Annotated in this window: 19 protein-coding genes and 1 riboswitch; of the genes, 14 read left to right on the forward strand and 5 right to left on the reverse strand. The window is 61.2% G+C overall.

Features of this window, described 5'->3' with window-relative positions:
• Positions 1-46: 46 nt before the first annotated feature.
• From AACY36_RS09335 to purM, 4 genes are all read right to left on the reverse strand, one after another.
• Positions 47-235, reverse strand: a complete 189-nt coding sequence (locus AACY36_RS09335) for a hypothetical protein (protein ID WP_078738442.1) — start codon at positions 233-235, stop codon at positions 47-49.
• A gap of 330 nt (positions 236-565) precedes the next feature.
• Positions 566-1,279 carry a DUF3108 domain-containing protein gene (locus tag AACY36_RS09340; RefSeq protein WP_339416688.1) on the reverse strand — a complete coding sequence of 238 codons (714 nt, stop codon included), beginning with the start codon at positions 1,277-1,279 and terminating at the stop codon, positions 566-568.
• 8 nt (positions 1,280-1,287) lie between these two features.
• A complete protein-coding gene (gene purN / locus AACY36_RS09345; protein ID WP_339416686.1) occupies positions 1,288-1,938 on the reverse strand; it encodes a phosphoribosylglycinamide formyltransferase in 651 nt (216 codons plus the stop codon).
• Positions 1,938-2,996 (reverse strand): phosphoribosylformylglycinamidine cyclo-ligase, encoded by a 1,059-nt coding sequence (purM, locus tag AACY36_RS09350; protein ID WP_314559612.1) that lies wholly within the window; start codon positions 2,994-2,996, stop codon positions 1,938-1,940. Before purM ends, purN begins: the two co-directional genes overlap by 1 nt.
• 355 nt (positions 2,997-3,351) lie before the next feature.
• On the opposite strand from purM, the gene AACY36_RS09355 reads away from it, so the two are divergent.
• The 5 genes from AACY36_RS09355 (at position 3,352) to AACY36_RS09375 (ending at position 7,930) form a co-directional block, all read left to right on the forward strand.
• Positions 3,352-4,392, forward strand: coding sequence for a DUF2066 domain-containing protein (locus AACY36_RS09355; RefSeq protein ID WP_339416685.1), 1,041 nt, complete (start codon positions 3,352-3,354; stop codon positions 4,390-4,392).
• A 32-nt stretch (positions 4,393-4,424) separates the two neighbouring features.
• A complete protein-coding gene (locus AACY36_RS09360) occupies positions 4,425-5,498 on the forward strand; it encodes an AI-2E family transporter (protein WP_339416683.1) in 1,074 nt (357 codons plus the stop codon).
• A 203-nt stretch (positions 5,499-5,701) separates the two neighbouring features.
• Positions 5,702-6,406, forward strand: coding sequence for a DnaA regulatory inactivator Hda (gene hda / locus AACY36_RS09365; protein WP_305433881.1), 705 nt, complete (start codon positions 5,702-5,704; stop codon positions 6,404-6,406).
• A 209-nt stretch (positions 6,407-6,615) separates the two neighbouring features.
• Positions 6,616-7,245: a C40 family peptidase gene (locus tag AACY36_RS09370; RefSeq protein ID WP_339416680.1), complete on the forward strand. Its 630-nt coding sequence runs from the start codon at positions 6,616-6,618 to the stop codon at positions 7,243-7,245.
• 145 nt (positions 7,246-7,390) lie between these two features.
• Positions 7,391-7,930 carry a C40 family peptidase gene (locus tag AACY36_RS09375; RefSeq protein ID WP_339416679.1) on the forward strand — a complete coding sequence of 180 codons (540 nt, stop codon included), beginning with the start codon at positions 7,391-7,393 and terminating at the stop codon, positions 7,928-7,930.
• Positions 7,931-8,012: 82 nt separating this feature from the next.
• Here AACY36_RS09375 and AACY36_RS09380 read toward each other — a convergent pair whose 3' ends face one another.
• Entirely contained in the window at positions 8,013-9,326 is a 1,314-nt protein-coding gene (locus AACY36_RS09380; protein WP_339416678.1) for a PQQ-dependent sugar dehydrogenase, read from the reverse strand.
• A gap of 98 nt (positions 9,327-9,424) precedes the next feature.
• Positions 9,425-9,684, forward strand: a riboswitch (cobalamin riboswitch).
• A gap of 79 nt (positions 9,685-9,763) precedes the next feature.
• Here AACY36_RS09380 and cobO point away from each other — a divergent pair.
• From cobO to cobC, 9 genes are all read left to right on the forward strand, one after another.
• A complete protein-coding gene (gene cobO, locus AACY36_RS09385; RefSeq protein WP_339416677.1) occupies positions 9,764-10,375 on the forward strand; it encodes a cob(I)yrinic acid a,c-diamide adenosyltransferase in 612 nt (203 codons plus the stop codon).
• The gene (locus AACY36_RS09390; RefSeq protein WP_339416676.1) at positions 10,372-11,772 is read left to right on the forward strand and encodes a cobyrinate a,c-diamide synthase; all 1,401 of its coding nucleotides are present in this window, start codon (positions 10,372-10,374) and stop codon (positions 11,770-11,772) included. Before cobO ends, AACY36_RS09390 begins: the two co-directional genes overlap by 4 nt.
• Positions 11,769-12,419, forward strand: a complete 651-nt coding sequence (gene bluB / locus AACY36_RS09395) for a 5,6-dimethylbenzimidazole synthase (RefSeq protein WP_339416674.1) — start codon at positions 11,769-11,771, stop codon at positions 12,417-12,419. The genes AACY36_RS09390 and bluB overlap by 4 nt, the downstream gene beginning before the upstream one ends.
• Entirely contained in the window at positions 12,416-13,324 is a 909-nt protein-coding gene (gene cbiB / locus AACY36_RS09400; RefSeq protein WP_339455441.1) for an adenosylcobinamide-phosphate synthase CbiB, read from the forward strand. The genes bluB and cbiB overlap by 4 nt, the downstream gene beginning before the upstream one ends.
• Positions 13,317-14,306, forward strand: coding sequence for a threonine-phosphate decarboxylase CobD (gene cobD / locus AACY36_RS09405; RefSeq protein ID WP_339416671.1), 990 nt, complete (start codon positions 13,317-13,319; stop codon positions 14,304-14,306). Before cbiB ends, cobD begins: the two co-directional genes overlap by 8 nt.
• Positions 14,303-15,754, forward strand: coding sequence for a cobyric acid synthase (locus tag AACY36_RS09410; RefSeq protein ID WP_339416669.1), 1,452 nt, complete (start codon positions 14,303-14,305; stop codon positions 15,752-15,754). The genes cobD and AACY36_RS09410 overlap by 4 nt, the downstream gene beginning before the upstream one ends.
• Positions 15,755-15,893: 139 nt before the next feature.
• Positions 15,894-16,415 carry a bifunctional adenosylcobinamide kinase/adenosylcobinamide-phosphate guanylyltransferase gene (gene cobU, locus AACY36_RS09415; protein WP_339427399.1) on the forward strand — a complete coding sequence of 174 codons (522 nt, stop codon included), beginning with the start codon at positions 15,894-15,896 and terminating at the stop codon, positions 16,413-16,415.
• The gene (gene cobT, locus AACY36_RS09420) at positions 16,412-17,467 is read left to right on the forward strand and encodes a nicotinate-nucleotide--dimethylbenzimidazole phosphoribosyltransferase (protein WP_339416666.1); all 1,056 of its coding nucleotides are present in this window, start codon (positions 16,412-16,414) and stop codon (positions 17,465-17,467) included. The genes cobU and cobT overlap by 4 nt, the downstream gene beginning before the upstream one ends.
• Positions 17,464-18,039 carry an alpha-ribazole phosphatase family protein gene (gene cobC, locus AACY36_RS09425; protein ID WP_339416665.1) on the forward strand — a complete coding sequence of 192 codons (576 nt, stop codon included), beginning with the start codon at positions 17,464-17,466 and terminating at the stop codon, positions 18,037-18,039. The genes cobT and cobC overlap by 4 nt, the downstream gene beginning before the upstream one ends.
• Position 18,040 lies beyond the last annotated feature (1 nt).

Raw genomic sequence — 18,040 nt, forward strand, 5'->3', positions numbered from 1 at the left:
GGCGGCCCGGCTGCGTGGGGCCGGGCGTCTACGTGATATCAGCGTTTCAGGAGCTTTGTGCCTGGCGTTTCATCTCAAGAGTTTCGAGCTCGTTTTTATAATTGTGGGCTTCGTTCTCGTTGTGGAACATGCCGACCAGTTGGTCTTGTTGATGGACATCCCAGATGTGAATCCCATGGCCCAGTGCTTCATGAGACATGTGTGCATCGTCGCGTTCAGTTACTTTTACAGTCATCTGCTTGCTCCAATCTCTGGTTGATCTGCGGCAAGTCGTCGCAGGCCTCTTTTATATGTTTTGTTAGCTTGCTAAGTAAACCGGTTTTGCCCGCAACAGTTCAGTGCACAAAACGCAACATTGCTACAGGCCCCATAAACCGTGACATTGCGTCGCAGGCGCCTGAGTTTTATGACAAAAGTTTCATGTTTGAGGGGGCGTTTATCTTGTGTTGATCCTCCGCCACCTTCGTGAGCAAGCCAGCGATAGCGGTAGAACGTCCAGCCCAAAACCTGCAGGCGAAAAAAAGCCTCGCATTCAGCGAGGCTACTTTTTCAGCTCATCAGCCTATCAGCTACCTTTGACAGCCTTACCGTCAACGGTGCCGTCCTGCAGCATGATGTTGTATTCCTTGCCGTCGGTCTCAACCTGGCGCAGGGCAACCAGGATGCCGCCCTCGTCCTTGGCAAACCACATCTGGGTGATGCGCTTGCTCTGCGACGGGTCGCGCACACGCTCGACCTTGATCGCGTCGATGGCGCCTACCTTGGTCTGGACCTTTTCAGGGCCGATGACGCGGAAGTCATAGGTATCGACGTCCGTGCCTTCGACCACACGGTAGCTCATGCTTTTCTTGCCGGCAGCCACGTCACGCTGGAGGGCGAGCTGGTAAGTCGACTTGTCGAGCATGCCACTTTCAAGGGTGACGTTGACCGGGTCTTTGTTTTCAAAACCGGTAACTTTCTTGGCGGATTGGTCGAAATCCAGATTGATCTTCTTCGCCTTACCCAGGCCGCCGCGTTCGAAGGTGTAGCTCTTCGGTTGCAGGGTGTCCTTGTCGAACACGATCACACTGGTTTCGGTCAGGCTGGCGATCATCATGGAGGCCTTGAAGTTCAAGGTCCAGGTGCCGTCGCTGTTCTTGGTCAGGCTGCGTTCTGCCGAACCACTCATGGGCAACTGTTTCCAGTCAGCGGTGTAGCTGGCGGAGAAGGGGTGAAGGTCTGCTGCTTGCACGGCAGGCAAGGCGAACAGCGCAAAAGCGAAGAGCAAGGCGCGACGCATAAAATCTCCTAGGTTCGAATCAAGTGGCCGCTGGCCGCGAGTAACTGACCGTCCAATAATGCACCCTGGTCGCCAAGAATCAACCGACCTTCGGCAAACCAGCGAACGGCCAGTGGGTAAATCCTGTGTTCCTGGGTGTGAACCCGTTGCGCAAGGCTCTGCGCCGAGTCGTCAGACTCTACCGGAACCACTGCCTGTACGACCAGAGGCCCGCCATCGAGTTCCTCGGTGACGAAGTGCACGCTGCAGCCATGCTCGCTGTCGCCGGCATCGAGCGCACGCTGGTGCGTGTGCATGCCTTTGTACTTGGGCAGCAGGGAAGGGTGGATATTCAGCAGCCGCCCTTCGTAATGCCTTACGAAATCAGCGCTGAGGATGCGCATGAAGCCGGCCAGTACCACGAGTTTGGGGTTGAAGGCGTCAATCAGTTCGATCAAGGCGCTATCAAAGGCCTCGCGACCTTCGAAAGCCGTGTGATCCAAGGCGCGGGTGTCGATACCCGCGTCCCTGGCGCGTTGCAGGCCATAGGCGTCGCTGCGGTTGGAGATCACCGCAGCGATGCGCACCGTGCTGTCGCCGGTGCGCGTGCTGTCGATCAGGGCCTGCAAGTTACTGCCGGTGCCGGAAAGCAGCACCACGACATCACAGGTCTGAGGCATCAGTGAGCCTTGAGGTTCTTCAGTTCAACCTGTGCCGCGCCTTCTGGGGCGGTGGCGATCTGGCCGATAACCCAAGGCTGCTCGCCGGCTTCACGCAGCACGTTCAGCGCGCTTTCAACGTGCTCTTGAGCCACGCAAATAACCATGCCCACGCCGCAGTTCAGCACGCGGTGCATTTCGGTTTCATCGACGTTGCCTTTCTCTTGCAGCCAGTCGAAGACCGCAGGACGCTGCCAGCTGGCCACGTCGACGATCGCCTGGGCGCCTTTTGGCAGGACGCGCGGGATGTTGTCCAGCAAACCGCCGCCAGTGATGTGGGCCATGGCTTTGACTGCGCCAGTGTCCTTGATCAGCTTGAGCAGTGGCTTGACGTAGATGCGCGTAGGGGCCATCAGCAGGTCGGTCAGCGGCTTGCCGTCGAGCTGGATGTTCTCGATGTCGGCGCCGGACACTTCGATGATCTTGCGGATCAGCGAGTAGCCGTTGGAGTGCGGGCCGGAGGATGGCAGGGCCAGCAGGGCATCACCGGCAGCCACTTTGGAGCCGTCGATGATTTCGGCTTTTTCTACAACGCCGACGCAGAAGCCGGCCAGGTCGTAGTCTTCGCCTTCGTACATGCCTGGCATCTCAGCGGTTTCGCCGCCAACCAGAGAGCAGCCCGACAGTTCGCAACCAGCGCCGATGCCGGTCACCACCTGGGTCGCGGTTTCGACATTGAGCTTGCCGGTCGCGTAGTAATCCAGGAAGAACAAGGGCTCAGCGCCGCACACCACCAGGTCGTTGACGCACATGGCAACCAGGTCGATGCCGATGCTGTCGTGCTTGTTCAGGTTCAGCGCCAGGCGCAGCTTTGTGCCCACGCCGTCGGTGCCGGAAACCAGTACAGGCTGCTTGTAGCCGGCCGGGATTTCGCAGAGGGCGCCAAAACCGCCCAGGCCGCCCATGACTTCGGGGCGCGCAGTGCGCTTGGCGACGCTCTTGATGCGTTCGACCAATGCTTCACCGGCGTCGATGTCTACACCGGCGTCCTTGTAGCTCAGGGAGGGTTGCTTGCTCATGATCCAGGCCTTTAGGGGGGATTCAGGGGTAACGACCGAGCGGGCAGGCGCTTTTGGTAAAAGGCCCAGCCGTTGACGGTCTGCGAAGGCGCGCGATTTTATCAGGCTTGAGGGGCAGCGGCCATCCTCGGGCCGACGGGCAGGGCCATATAGGTCAAAAAAGCAGGTTAAAAAAATGCTAATCGGCTCTGCTTCGGTACGTATTAAGGTATAGCCTTTAACCCGCTATCGTTATGACAGTACAAAAACTGCCATGACCCTGTGAATGTTTTACCGGTGGCTGTGGTCACAGCCTTGCCAAACCGAGTTCACGCGGCCTGTTGCAGCCGCTAAATTTGTCGTTCGGGAATCTTCCATGCGTCTGTGTAACTTCTTCTTTGTAGGCTGCTTGTCGTTGGTCAGCCTGGCGAGTCATGCCGAAACACTCAATGGCCTTTATCAAGTACTTGAGCCCGTCAGCAGCCAGTCCCCGCAAGAGCGCGACCAGGCTACCCAGCGTGCCGTGCAAACCATGGTGATCCGCCTGACTGGTGACGCCAAGGCCGCCGAAGGCCCGGGCCTGGCGGCGATTCGCAAGGATCCGCAACAAATCATCACGCAATATGGGTACGACGCTGGCCCGCCGGAAAGCCTGCAAGTGGATTTTGATCCGGTCAGTACTGACCGCGCTTTGCGCGATGCGGGCCTGTCGATTTGGGGCAGCAATCGCCCCTCGATCCTCGGTTGGTGGTTGAACGATTCTACTGGAGGCAGCAGCCTGGTAGGCGATGGCCAGATCGTCGCACAGGCGCTGCGCCGCGCTGCGCAACACCGTGGCCTGCCGTTGCGTCTACCGCTGGGTGACCTGGATGAGCAGGTGGTCGCCACCGTGCCGAACTTGGAAAGTGCCGATGCCACACCGTTGCGCGCCGCCTCCGAACGTTACGGCGCCGACGCTCTGCTGGCCGTGCATGCGCGTCAGGAAGGCAGCCAATGGCAGGCCAAATGGCGCCTGTGGTTGGGCGACAAGAGCGAACAGGGCACGGCGCAAGGTGCCGACACGGCTGCCGTGGCCGATGCGGTGATGCTGGCGGTCAGCCAGAAATTGGCGCCGCGTTTTGCGGTCAAGCCTGGCGTGAGCACCGAGCAATTGCTGGAAGTGCAAGGCATGACCCTTGAGCGTTACGCCGCGCTGGGTCATCTGCTTGAGCCCTTTGGTGGCCAGCCCCAACGGGTGGATGGCGATCGCATCGTGTACCGCGTCAACGGCAGTGCCGATCAGTTACGTACCCAGTTGAGCCTGGCTAAATTGCAGGAGATTCCTGCCAGTGAAGCACCGGTCCAGCAGCCTGTGGCAGATAGCACTCAACCTGTTGCTGCACCTGAGCCTCAAGCGCAGCTGCGTTTTCGTTGGTAGTAGTTTTCTTCTTTATATAGATGGAGTGGTTTATGGCGGATACGCGTCGTTGGGTGTGGCTTGGCGGGATTGTCCTGCTGTGTGTATTTGTGTTTCTGCTGCATTCGATCCTGACGCCGTTCCTGGTTGCGTTGCTGCTCGCGTACCTGTTCGATCCCATGGTGGATCGCCTGGAAAAGGCTGGCTTGTCGCGTACCTTGGGGGTAGTGGCAGTGTTTGCGCTGTTTACCTTGATCATCACGGCATTGGTGTTGGTGTTGTTGCCAATGCTGGCCAAGCAGTTGTATCGCTTGTATGAACTGGCGCCGCAGATGCTCGATTGGCTGCAGCACACGGCGGTGCCGTGGGCCCAGGCCAAGCTCGGGCTGTCGGACGGCTTCTGGAAGTTCGACAAGATCAAGGCGGCCATCAGCGAACACATGGGCCAGACCACCGATATCGTCGGTGTCATCCTCAGCCAGGCAACTGCATCCAGCCTGGCGCTGATTGGTTGGTTGACCAACCTAGTGCTGATCCCGGTGGTGGCGTTCTACCTGCTGCGCGACTGGGACATTATGATGGCCAAGATCCGCAGCCTGCTGCCGCGCGATCGTGAGGAGCGCATTGTTTCCCTGGCAGGCGAGTGCCATGAGGTGTTGGGCGCGTTTGTGCGTGGCCAACTGCTGGTGATGCTGGCGCTGGGCATCATCTATGCTGGCGGCTTGATGGCGATCGGTCTGGAGCTGGGCCTATTGATCGGCCTGATCGCCGGCCTGGCCGCTATCGTGCCGTACATGGGCTTTGTGATCGGTATCGGCGCGGCGCTGGTGGCCGGGCTGTTCCAGTTTGGCGGCGACCTGTACCCGATGCTGGGGATTGTCGCGGTGTTCATGGTCGGCCAGGCGCTGGAAGGCATGGTGCTCACGCCGTTGCTGGTGGGCGACCGGATTGGTCTGCACCCGGTGGCGGTGATCTTTGCGATCCTGGCGGGCGGTGAGCTGTTCGGGTTTACCGGCATCCTGATGGCACTGCCTGTGGCGGCAGTGATCATGGTGCTGGTGCGCCATATGCACGATCTGTACAAGGATTCGGATGTGTACACCGGCGTTGTAGACCCCGAGCTGTAACCGCTTCGTAACAAACCCGGTCCTGGCCGGGTTTGTTGTTTCTGGAGCAGCAGCGCCAAACAATCTGCGCAAATCCAACAAGTTAACGCAAACCTTTGATTTTGCTTGTGGTCTGCTGCATTGTGCGCCCGGCGTCACGGGTATAAACTTTGCAAACTTTTCACAGAGGCCACTAACGGTTCGTTTGGAGCCGTTCAGTCAGCATGAAACCGATTCAGCTGCCCTTGGGTGTGCGTCTGCGTGATGACGCCACCTTTATCAACTACTACCCAGGCGCCAATGCCGCTGCACTCGGCTATGTCGAGCGGCTCTGCGAAGCCGACGCCGGGTGGACCGAAAGCCTGATCTATCTGTGGGGCAAGCACGGCGTAGGGCGTACTCACCTGTTGCAGGCCGCGTGCCTGCGTTTCGAGCAGATGGGCGAGCCAGCGGTTTACCTGCCCCTGGCTGAGTTGATGGACCGTGGTATCGGCATCTTCGACCACCTCGAGCAATACGAGCTGGTGTGCCTGGACGATCTGCAAGCGATCGCCGGCAAGGCGGACTGGGAAGAGGCGCTGTTTCACCTGTTCAACCGCCTGCGTGACAGTGGTCGGCGTTTATTGATTGCCGCCTCGACTTCCCCACGTGAACTTCCGATCAAGCTGGCTGACCTCAAGTCGCGTCTGACCCTGGCGCTGATCTTCCAGATGCGCCCGCTGTCCGACGAGGACAAGCTGCGCGCCTTGCAATTGCGCGCATCGCGTCGCGGCCTGCATCTCACCGACGAGGTGGGGCATTTCATCCTCACCCGTGGCACGCGCAGCATGAGCGCTTTATTCGAGTTGCTCGAGCAGCTCGATCAGGCTTCCTTGCAGGCTCAACGAAAATTGACGATTCCTTTCCTGAAAGAAACGTTGGGCTGGTAACCCATTGAATTGAAGGGGGTCGGCAATTTTCAGGCGCCAAAAAACCTGCGTTTGAGCCGAATTGGCCACGCATTTGAACCGATAAATGGAATGACGGCTTAGATGGCATAGTCCAATCGGGAAGTCACATAGACCACGATTGAATTTGCAAATCGATGTGATAGAAGGCATAGTCTCGGCTTCTTTACATACCAGCCACGGTCGTGCCCATGCTAAATCGCTTCGCACCCCTCGTGCCTCTCGCACTCGTTACCCTGTTGTTTGGTTGCGCATCCCACCCTCAACAGGTGGCAGAACAGCAAAAACCACAGGTTCAAAACCAGGCCAAATTTGTTGCTGCACAGTCTGCTTCTGTTTACGAAGAAGAGCTGGCAACTGAAAAAGAACTGGCCGATTTCTCCGGCAGCAAGCCTTACCAGCTTCCAGTTCTCGCCGACAGCATCCTCGAACGCGGCATGTCCCTGATCGGTACCCGTTACCGTTTCGGCGGTACCTCCGAAGCCGGTTTTGACTGCAGCGGTTTCATCGGCTACCTGTTTCGTGAAGAGGCGGGCATGAACCTGCCACGCTCCACTCGCGAAATGATCAACCTGAATGCACCGTTGGTCTCGCGCAACAACCTCAAGCCCGGTGATCTGCTTTTCTTTAGTACGGCTGGTCGTGGTCGCGTCAGCCATGCTGGTATCTACTTGGGCGATAACCAGTTTATCCACTCCAGTAGCCGTCGCAGTGGCGGTGTTCGAGTCGACAACCTGGGCTCCAGCTACTGGAGCAAAACCTTCATCGAAGCCAAGCGCGCACTCGCCATGGCCCCGACGACGGTTACCGCTAGCAAGTAAACTTAAAGTGATACTTGAAGTTTGAGGTGTAAGCGCTAGAATCCCTGGACATTGTTGTAATCCGTTCGCGCGAGCTTTGCTTGCGCGTTCTGGTTTTCAGCGTTCGGCAGCGAAAAGCCGCATCCAGACCAGGATTGTTCTGCACATGTCGACCTCGGCCCGCCTGATTCTTATTGTTTGCGCCGCGCTGCTCAGCGCCTGTGCAAGCCGCCCACCGCCGCCCGCGCCTGTCGCGGTGAAGCCTAAGCCGGTGTTCAACTATTCCACCCAGAATTTCTCGCCTGTGGCTGAAGATGTGCTCTTCCGCGCGCTGGGCCTGGTCGGCACGCCTTATCGTTGGGGCGGCAACACGCCGGACTCCGGGTTTGATTGCAGCGGTTTGATTGGTTTTGTGTTTCGCGACGCTGCCGGCATCTCGCTACCGCGTACTACCCGTGAACTGATCGTGATGCGCGCCCAGGATGTCAGCGAGCAGAACCTGCAGACCGGCGACCTGCTTTTCTTCGCCACCGGTGGTGGTTCACAGGTCAGCCACGCCGGGATCTACGTGGGGGAAGGGCGCTTTGTACATGCGCCGCAGACCGGTGGTACGGTGAAGTTGGATACTTTGTCCAAGGCGTATTGGCAGAATGCTTACTTGAGTGCAAAGCGTGTGTTGCCGGCGAATCTGGCGCGGAATCCCTGAAAGCAGCGATAAGCTTCAAGTTGCAAGCTGCAAGACGGTGCAGCGCCACCTTGCAGCTTCAAGCTTAAGGCTTGCTGCTCCGCTATCTAGCGGCCGACACCCGCCACACCTTATTCCCTACATCGTCCGCCACCAGCAAATCCCCCTGCTGATCAATCACCACGCCCACTGGGCGGCCCATGGCGTTCTCGTCCTTATCGAGGAACCCGGTCAGCACGTCCACCGGCTGCCCTTTAGGCTGCCCGCCTTCGAACGGCACGAAGATCACCTTGTAGCCACTGTGCGGCTTGCGGTTCCACGAACCATGCTGGCCGATAAACGCGCCGTTGCTGAATTGCGCCGGGAGTTTGCTGCCCTCGGCGAATGTCAGTCCCAAGGATGCGGTGTGTGGGCCTACCGCGTAGTCCGGCGCAATCGCCTTGGCCACCAGGTCCAGATTCTGCGGTGTGACCCGCACATCGACGTGCTGCCCGTAATAACTGAACGGCCAGCCATAGAAGCCGCCATCCTTGACCGAGGTGATGTAGTCCGGCACCAGGTCGCTGCCGATTTCGTCACGCTCGTTGACCGCCGTCCACAGCTTGCCGCTCTGCGGCTCCCACGCCATACCGTTCGGGTTGCGCAGGCCAGAGGCGAAGATGCGGTGCTCGCCGCTGGCGCGGTCGACTTCCCAGATTGCCGCCCGGCCTTCTTCCGCTTGCAGGCCGTTTTCACCGACGTTGCTGTTGGAGCCCACGCTCACATACAGCTGGGTGCCGTCCTTGCTGGCCACCACGTTTTTCGTCCAGTGGTGATTCAAAGGCCCGCCCGGCAGGTCGACGACTTTGGTACCGGCTTGCTTGATCGCGGTGTCTCCCGGTTGATAGGGGAAGCGCAGCAGCTTGTCCGAGTCAGCAACGTACAGGTCGTTGCCGACCAGTGTCATGCCAAATGGCGAATTGAGATTCTCCAAGAACACCGTGCGCGTCTCCGCGACACCATCGTGGTCGGCGTCACGCAGTAGCGTGATGCGATTCGGGCTCGGCACCCCGGCGCCAGCGCGGCCCATGACTTTCTCCATGACCCAGCCACGAATGCCCTTGGAATCATCCGGCTTGGGCGGCGCGTTGGTTTCCGCCACCAGTACATCGCCATTAGGTAACACATACAACCAGCGCGGATGGTCCAGGCCTTCGGCAAACGCCGCAACCTGGGTACCGGCGGCGGCCGTTGGCTTCACGCCCTCGGGCCAGCCGATGGCGGGGGCGATATTGACGGTGGGGATCAGGGTTTTGTTCGGTTCCGGCAACTTGGGCGAAGGCCCGGTACCGTCAGAGACCTGGAGGGTGGAGCTTTCACCGCAGGCGGCGAGGCTGCCGGCGACCAGGATGAGTAGGGCAAGTCTTGTTTTATGCATGGTGTTCTCCTTATACCTGTAAGGGTAGAGGCGAACGGCGGTGCGATGGTTCAAGTGCAAGGTCAGCTTTCATTGACGCTCCACCCCCAACCCACTAACCTTCGCGGCTTGTTCCAGGTGCTCTGTGACCTATGGGTCGACCGAGTGAAACAGGGAAGCCGGTGAGTGAGCGCACTTGTACACAGTGCTGCCGCGATTCCGGCGCTGCCCCCGCAACGGTAGATGAGTCAAGACGCTGCCTTTTGCCACTGTATCGCCTCGCGATATGGGAAGGCGCAACGTCGGCTTGCTCGCTCTTTCAATCAAGAGAGGAGCGCCACTCATGAGCCCGGAGACCGGCCTGGTACATCCAACAGCATCACGGTGGGCGATGCTTGGCTGTCTGTTTTTCTTTTTTCCTGCCCGCCGTTTTTGTCCAGCCCCAACGGAGAGCTGCCATGACCGATTCCCCCGACCGCGACGAACGCCACCTGGCGCGCATGCTGCGCAAAAAAGCCGTGATCGACGAACGCATCGCCAACTCCCCCAACGAGTGCGGGCTGCTGCTGGTATTGACCGGCAACGGCAAAGGCAAGAGCAGCTCCGCATTCGGCATGCTGGCCCGGGCCATGGGCCATGGTATGCAGTGCGGTGTGGTGCAGTTCATCAAGGGGCGCTACAGCACCGGTGAAGAGTTGTTCTTCCGCCGATTCCCCGAGCAAGTACGTTTCCACATCATGGGCGAAGGCTTCACCTGGGAAACCCAGGATCGCCAACGTGACATCGCCGCGGCCGAAGCCGCCTGGGCGGTGTCCCGCGAACTGCTGCAAGACCCGAGCATCGGTATGGTCGTGCTGGATGAGCTGAACATCGCCCTCAAGCACGGCTACCTCGAACTGGACCAGGTGCTCAGTGACTTGCAGGCCCGCCCGCCGATGCAGCACGTGGTGGTCACCGGCCGTGGCGCCAAGCCCGAGTTGATCGAAATGGGTGACACCGTCACCGAAATGGGCATGCTCAAGCACGCGTTCCAGGCCGGTATCAAGGCACAGAAGGGCGTCGAACTTTGAATCAGCCCCGTCATTGCCCGGCCGTATTGATCGCCGCACCGGCGTCCGGCCAGGGCAAAACCACCGTCACCGCCGCGCTGGCCCGATTGCACCGCAACCTGGGTCGCAAGGTGCGCGTTTTCAAATGCGGCCCGGATTTCCTCGACCCGATGATCCACGAGCGCGCCAGCGGTGCGCCGGTGTATCAATTGGACATGTGGATGGTGGGCGAGCAGGAAAGTCGCCGCCTGCTGTGGGAAGCGGCGGGCGAGGCGGACCTGATCCTGATCGAAGGCGTGATGGGCTTGTTTGACGGCACACCGTCCAGTGCCGACCTGGCACGACACTTCGGCGTGCCGGTACTGGGCGTGATCGACGGCACGGCCATGGCCCAGACCTTTGGCGCCCTGGCATTGGGCCTGGCGCGTTATCAGCCGGACTTGCCGTTCGCTGGGGTGCTGGCCAACCGCGTTGGTACGCTGCGCCATGCGCAATTGCTGGAAGGCAGCCTCACCGAAGGCCTGCGCTGGTACGGCGCGTTGTCCCGTGAGACCGGTATAGAGCTGCCTAGCCGTCACCTGGGACTGGTGCAAGCCAGCGAACTGAATGACCTTGATGTGCGCCTGGACACCGCTGCCCAAGCCTTGGGCAGCAGTTGCGAAGTGGCTTTGCCGCCGCCGGTCGCCTTTGCAGCACCGGAAGTGATCGAGGCCGAGCCACTGCTAAATGGCGTGCGTATTGCGGTGGCCCGCGACGAAGCCTTCGCCTTTACCTACGGCGCAAGCCTTGACCTGTTGCGGGCCATGGGCGCGGAGCTGAAGTTTTTCTCGCCCATTCACGATCGCGTATTGCCTGATGCCGACAGCCTCTACTTGCCCGGCGGTTACCCGGAGCTGCATCACCAGGCGCTGTCGGAAAACACCCCGATGCTCGACGCGATCCGCGCTCACCATGCGGCCGGCAAACCCTTGCTCGCCGAATGCGGTGGCATGCTCTACCTGCTGGACTCGCTCACCGATGTCGACGGCACCCGCGCCGAACTGGTGGGCCTGTTGCAGGGCGATGCGGTGATGCAAAAGAAACTGGCGGCCCTGGCGCTGCAAAGTGTCGAGTTGCCGGAAGGCACGCTGCGCGGTCACACCTATCACCATTCCCTGACCAGCACCGACTGGCAGCCGATTGCCAGGGGTTTGAGCCCCAATGGTGGGCGCGGTGCCGAGGCGGTTTACCGTCAGGGACGGATGACGGCTTCTTACGTGCATTTTTATTTTCCGTCGAATCCAGCCGCTGTAGCCGCACTGTTTGCGCCAGGCCGGGATGTCGCTATCGCAGGCAAGCCACACACATCGACAGTGTTAACAGATCAAAATGTGGGAGGGGCGGTGCGACGATTCGACTTGCCCGCGATGAGGCCATGACTGACAACGCCTTTCCCGAAGCCGACCGCCAAGCCGTCTACCGCGCCATCGCCGAACGCCGTGACATGCGCCACTTCAGTGGCGGCACTGTCGCCCCCCAATTGCTGCACCGTCTGCTCCAGGCCGCGCACCAGGCCCCCAGCGTCGGTCTGATGCAACCTTGGCGTTTCATCCGCATCAGCGATCGCCAACTGCGTGGGCAGATTCAGCAGTTAGTAGAAGAAGAGCGCATACGCACCGCCGAAGCCCTGGGCGAGCGCTCCGACGCGTTCATGAAGCTCAAGGTCGAAGGCATCCACGACTGCGCCGAAGTGCTGGTGGCGGCGCTGATGGATGATCGCGAGCGGCACATCTTCGGCCGTCGTACCTTGCCGGAAATGGACATGGCCTCGCTGTCCTGTGCCATTCAGAATCTGTGGCTGGCCGCGCGTGTCGAGGGCCTGGGCATGGGCTGGGTCTCGTTGTTCGAACCCCAGGCCCTGGCCGATCTGCTCGGTTTGCCGCCCGGCGCGAAACCCCTGGCCGTGTTGTGCCTGGGGCCGGTAACGGAGTTCTACCCGGCACCGATGTTGCAACTCGAAGGCTGGACCGAGCCTCGGCCGCTGAGTGATATGTTGTATGAGAATGTGTGGGGAGTGAGTCAATGAGTGTGGCCTTGCTGTGCGTCGCTGCAGTGGCGCTGGATGCGCTGCTGGGCGAACCCAGGCGCTGGCATCCGCTGGTGGCATTCGGCAATTTCGCCGGGCGCATCGAGCAACGTTTCAACACCGGTGGCCGTGGCTGGCGCAGCCATGGCGTGACCGCGTGGTTTATCGCCGTAGTGCCGCTGACCCTGCTGGCCACGGCGTTGTCGTGGGCGCCGTATATCGGCTGGGTAGTGGAGATTCTGGCGCTGTATTGCGCCCTCGGCATGCGCAGCCTCGGCGAGCATGTGATCCCGGTGGCACAGGCCCTGCGCAGCGATGACCTGGAGGCAGCGCGCAAGCGCGTGAGCTACCTGGTCAGCCGCCAGACCAGCGAACTGGACCGTACTGAAGTTGCCCGAGCCGCCACCGAATCGGTGCTGGAAAACGGCAGTGACGCAGTCTTCGCCGCGTTGTTCTGGTTCGTGGTGGCGGGCGTGCCGGGCGTGGTGCTTTATCGCCTGAGCAATACCCTCGACGCCATGTGGGGTTATCGCAACGCTCGCTTTGAGCGCTTTGGTTGGGCTGCGGCAAAAATCGACGATGTGCTGAACTACATTCCGGCACGCCTGGTCGCCTTGACCTATGCCGTGCTCGGCAAGACCCGTCTGGCGCTCAAATGCTGGCGCACCCAAGGCCCGACCTGGGACAGCCCCAACGCCGGCCCGGTGATGGCTGCCGGTGCAGGCGCGCTCGGCGTTGAGCTGGGCGGTGCGGCGATCTATCACGGTGAAGTGCATCAACGTCCGCCACTGGGCGAAGGCCCTGGGGCGGATGCGGACGCCATCGACTGTGGCTGGCAACTGGTGCAGCGCGGCGTATGGTTGTGGCTGTTGATCCTATGCGTCGGGGGGCAGTTTTATGCTTGAGCACGGTGGCCGGCTGCGCAAGGCAGCGATTCAGTACGGAATTGCCGAAGCTGACTGGCTCGACCTGTCCAGCGGCCTGGCGCCCTGGCCCTGGCCGATCCCCGAGATCCCGCTGCGCGCCTGGGCGCGTCTGCCGGAAGCCGATGACGGCCTGGAGCAGGCCGCCAGCGAGTATTACGGCGCGGCGCATCTGTTGCCAGTAGCTGGCTCCCAGGCGGCGATTCAGTTGCTGCCACGTCTGCGTCGCGCCGGCAAAGTCGGGGTATTGTCGCCGTGCTATGCCGAACACGCCGAAGCCTGGCGCCGCGCCGGTTACGTAGTGCGCGAAGTGCTGGAGCAGGAAGTCGACTTCTTTCTTGATGGCCTTGACGTATTGGTGGTGGTCAATCCCAACAACCCCACCGGCCTGAGCCTGAACCCGCAACGCTTGCTGGACTGGCACTCGCGGCTGGCCCAGCGCGGCGGCTGGTTGGTGGTGGACGAGGCGTTCATGGACGTGACCCCGGAATTGAGCCTGGCGGGCCAGGCGCATCAGGTCGGCCTGATTGTGCTGCGCTCGTTCGGTAAATTCTTCGGCCTGGCCGGTGTGCGACTGGGCTTCGTACTGGCCGAGCGCAAGCTGCTCAAGTTGCTGGCCGAGCAGGTTGGCCCTTGGGCGGTCAGCGGGCCGACGCGGGTGCTGGGCCAAATCTGCCTGCGCGACAGTGCCGGGCATGCGCGGCAACGCGCGCGCTGCATCGAGGCGAGCCAGCGCTTGTTTACCACGCTGGAGCGCCACGGCTTTCAACCTCAGGGCGGTTGCGCCTTGTTCCAGTGGCTGATCACGCCGCACGCCGAACGCATGCATGAATTCATGGCCCAGCGCGGCATCCTGCTGCGCCTGTTTGTCCATAACAGCAGCTTGCGTTTTGGCCTGCCGGATACCGATGCCGACTGGCAACGCCTGGACGAAGCTCTGGCCGCCTATAAGGACGCGACATGAGTACGTTGATGGTGCAAGGCACGACGTCCGACGCCGGCAAAAGCACCTTGGTGACGGCGCTGTGTCGCTGGTTGGTGCGCCAGGGTGTGCCAGTGGTGCCGTTCAAGCCACAGAACATGGCGCTCAACAGCGCCGTGACGGCCGAGGGCGGCGAGATCGGTCGTGCGCAAGCGGTGCAGGCCCAGGCGGCCAACTTGGCGCCGCACACCGATATGAACCCGGTGCTGCTCAAGCCCAACAGCGACACCGGTTCCCAAGTGATCATCCACGGCCGCGCTGTTACCAGCATGAACGCGGTGGCCTATCACGACTACAAAGCCATCGCGATGCAGGCGGTGCTGGCCTCCCACGCACGGTTGAGCCAAGCCTACCCCGTCGTGATGGTGGAAGGCGCGGGCTCCCCGGCGGAGATCAACCTGCGCGCCAATGACATCGCCAACATGGGCTTTGCCGAAGCAGTGGATTGCCCGGTGCTGCTGATCGCCGATATCAATCGCGGCGGGGTGTTTGCCCATCTGGTCGGCACCCTTGAACTGCTTTCGCCCAGCGAGCAGGCACGGGTCAAAGGCTTCATCATCAACCGATTTCGCGGCGACATTGCGCTGTTGCAACCGGGCCTGGACTGGCTGGAAGCGCGCACCGGAAAACCGGTGGTGGGCGTATTGCCCTACGTGATGGACCTGCATCTGGAAGCTGAAGACGGCATCGATCAGCGCCAGATCGATAAGGCTGCGCAGGTACTCAAGGTGGTGGTACCGGTGTTGCCGCGCATCAGCAACCACACGGATTTCGACCCGCTGCGTTTGCATCCCCAAGTGGACTTGCAATTCATCGGGCCAGGCCAGCCGATCCCTGCTGGCGACCTGATTATCCTCCCTGGCTCGAAAAGCGTGCGCAGCGACCTGGCCTATCTGCGTGCCAACGGTTGGGACAGCGCCGTGGCGCGGCACTTGCGCTACGGCGGCAAAGTGCTTGGCATCTGCGGCGGCTTGCAGATGCTCGGCGAGCAGGTGCATGACCCGCTGGGCCTGGAAGGGCTTGCCGGCTCCAGCGAGGGCCTTGGGTTATTGGCGTTCAGCACCACCTTGGAAGAAGAGAAACAGCTGCGCAACGTACGCGGGCGTCTATTGCTGGAAGATGCCGACGTCAGCGGTTATGAGATCCATGCGGGCGTGACTTCCGGCGAGGCTTTATCGAATGCCGCTGTGCTTCTCGATGACGGCCGCAGCGATGGCGCGCAAAGTGCGGACGGGCAGATCATCGGCACTTACCTGCATGGCGTGTTCGAAACCCCGGCCGCGTGCAGTGCGCTGCTGCGTTGGGCGGGGTTGCAGGATGTGCAGGAGGTCGACTACCACGCCTTGCGCGAGCGCGATATCGAGCGCCTGGCCGACTTGGTGGAGAACCACCTGGACACCGAGCTGTTACGCAAACTGTGCGGGATTTAATGGTGCACATACTGTCCCCCTGTGGGAGCTGGCTTGCCTGCGATGGCATCAACCGGGTCTCCCTGATACACCGAGGTGACTGCATCGCAGGCAAGCCAGCTCCCACATTTGATCGCGTTGTAAATAAAGGTGTGACGCTATGCTCCAACTGATCCTCGGCGGCGCCCGTTCCGGCAAAAGCCGTCTTGCCGAAAAACTCGCCAGCGACAGCGCTTTGCCGGTCACTTACATCGCCACCAGCCAACCTTTGGATGGCGAGATGAATGAGCGTGTCGCCTTGCATCGTCAACGTCGCCCCGACCATTGGGGCCTGGTCGAAGAGCCCATCGAACTGGCGCGTGTGCTGCGCGAAAACGCGGCTGCCGAGGGCTGCCTGCTGGTGGATTGCCTGACCCTGTGGCTGACCAATCTGCTGATGCTCGAAGACCCGAAGCGCCTGGCTCTGGAGCGCGATCAACTGCTGCAAACCCTGGCCTCGCTGCCGGGTGAAATCATTTTTGTCAGCAACGAGACCGGTCTGGGTGTCGTGCCGCTGGGCGAATTGACTCGCCGCTATGTGGATGAAGCCGGTTGGCTGCATCAAGCCTTGGCCGAGCAGTGTCAGCGTGTGGTCCTGACCGTTGCCGGCCTGCCCCTGACTTTGAAAGGTACTGCGTTATGACTGACACCTGGTGGCTCAACCCGTGTAAGGCGAGTGATGCTCAAGTGTATGAACAAGCCCTGGCGCGCCAGCAGCAATTGACCAAGCCGGCCGGTTCCCTCGGCCAGTTGGAAGCGCTGGCGGTGCAACTGGCCGGCTTGCAGGGTCAGGTCAAACCGTCGGTGGATCAGCTGTGGGTCGTCATCTTCGCCGGTGACCATGGCGTGGTCGCGGAAGGCGTGTCGGCATTCCCCCAGGAAGTCACTGGGCAGATGCTGCATAACTTTGTCACGGGTGGCGCGGCTATCAGCGTGTTGGCGCGGCAGCTGGGTGCGCAGTTGGAAGTGGTCGACCTTGGCACGGTGAATCCGTCCCTGGACCTGCCCGGTGTACGTCACCTGAATATTGGCGCGGGCACCGCAAACTTCGTCAACGGTCCGGCGATGACCGAGGTCCAGGGGCAATTGGCCCTGCAAGCCGGACGCGACAGCGTGCATCGTGCATTGGCAAGCGGTGCGCAGTTGTTTATCGGCGGCGAGATGGGCATCGGCAACACCACCGCTGCCAGTGCGCTAGCGTGTGCCTTGCTCGACTGCCAGGTCAGTGATCTCACGGGGCCGGGCACCGGATTGAATGCCCAGGGCGTTAGCCACAAGGTGGCCGTGATCGAACGTGCACTGGCGTTACACGCCGGACGGCGCGGTGATGCATTGCCTACCCTGTTCAATCTCGGCGGCTTTGAGATTGCCGCCCTGGTGGGCGCGTATCTGGCTTGTGCTCAAGAAGGCATCGTGGTGCTGGTGGATGGGTTTATCTGCACTGTCGCCGCGCTGGTCGCGACGCGCTTGAACCCGGCGTGCCGGGAGTGGCTGATGTTCGGCCATTGTGGTGCCGAGCCAGGTCATCGTCATGTGCTGCAAAGCCTCGACGCGCAACCGCTGCTGGACCTGGGCCTGCGCCTGGGCGAAGGCAGTGGCGCAGCGCTGGCCGTGCCGTTGTTGCGCCTGGCCTGTGCGCTGCACGGGCAGATGGCGACCTTCGCCGAAGCCGCCGTGGCAGGCCGCCCGGCATGACCTTGCGCCTGGACCTGCTGCGACACGGCGAAACCGAGCTGGGCGGCGGCTTGCGTGGCAGCCTGGACGACGCACTCACCGCCAAGGGTTGGGCGCAGATGCGCGCGGCGGTAGTGGAGCAGGGGCCGTGGGACCGCGTGGTCAGTTCGCCGCTGCAACGGTGCGCGCGGTTTGCCGATGAATTGGGCGCTCAGCTCAATGTGCCGGTCACGCTGGAAAAGGCACTGCAAGAACTGCACTTCGGCGCCTGGGAAGGGCAGAGCGCGGCGGCCTTGATGGAGACCGACGCCGAAGGGCTGGGCCTGTTCTGGGCCGACCCCTACAGTTTCACGCCGCCGGAAGGGGAGCCTGTCAGTGACTTTTCCGAGCGCGTGTTGGGTGCTGTCGCACGCCTGCACCAGACTTATGCGGGTGAGCGCGTGCTGTTGGTCACTCATGGCGGCGTGATGCGCCTGTTATTGGCACAGGCACGCGGTTTGCCCCGGGAGCAACTCTTGAATGTCGAAGTCGGTCACGGTGGGTTATTCAGCCTGCAAGTTTGTGCTGACGGCGTGCTAAAGGCGCTGGCGTGAT

It is taken from the genome of Pseudomonas sp. EA_15y_Pfl1_P101 (assembly GCF_963970835.1).
In the GTDB taxonomy this organism is placed as follows: domain Bacteria; phylum Pseudomonadota; class Gammaproteobacteria; order Pseudomonadales; family Pseudomonadaceae; genus Aquipseudomonas; species Aquipseudomonas tritici.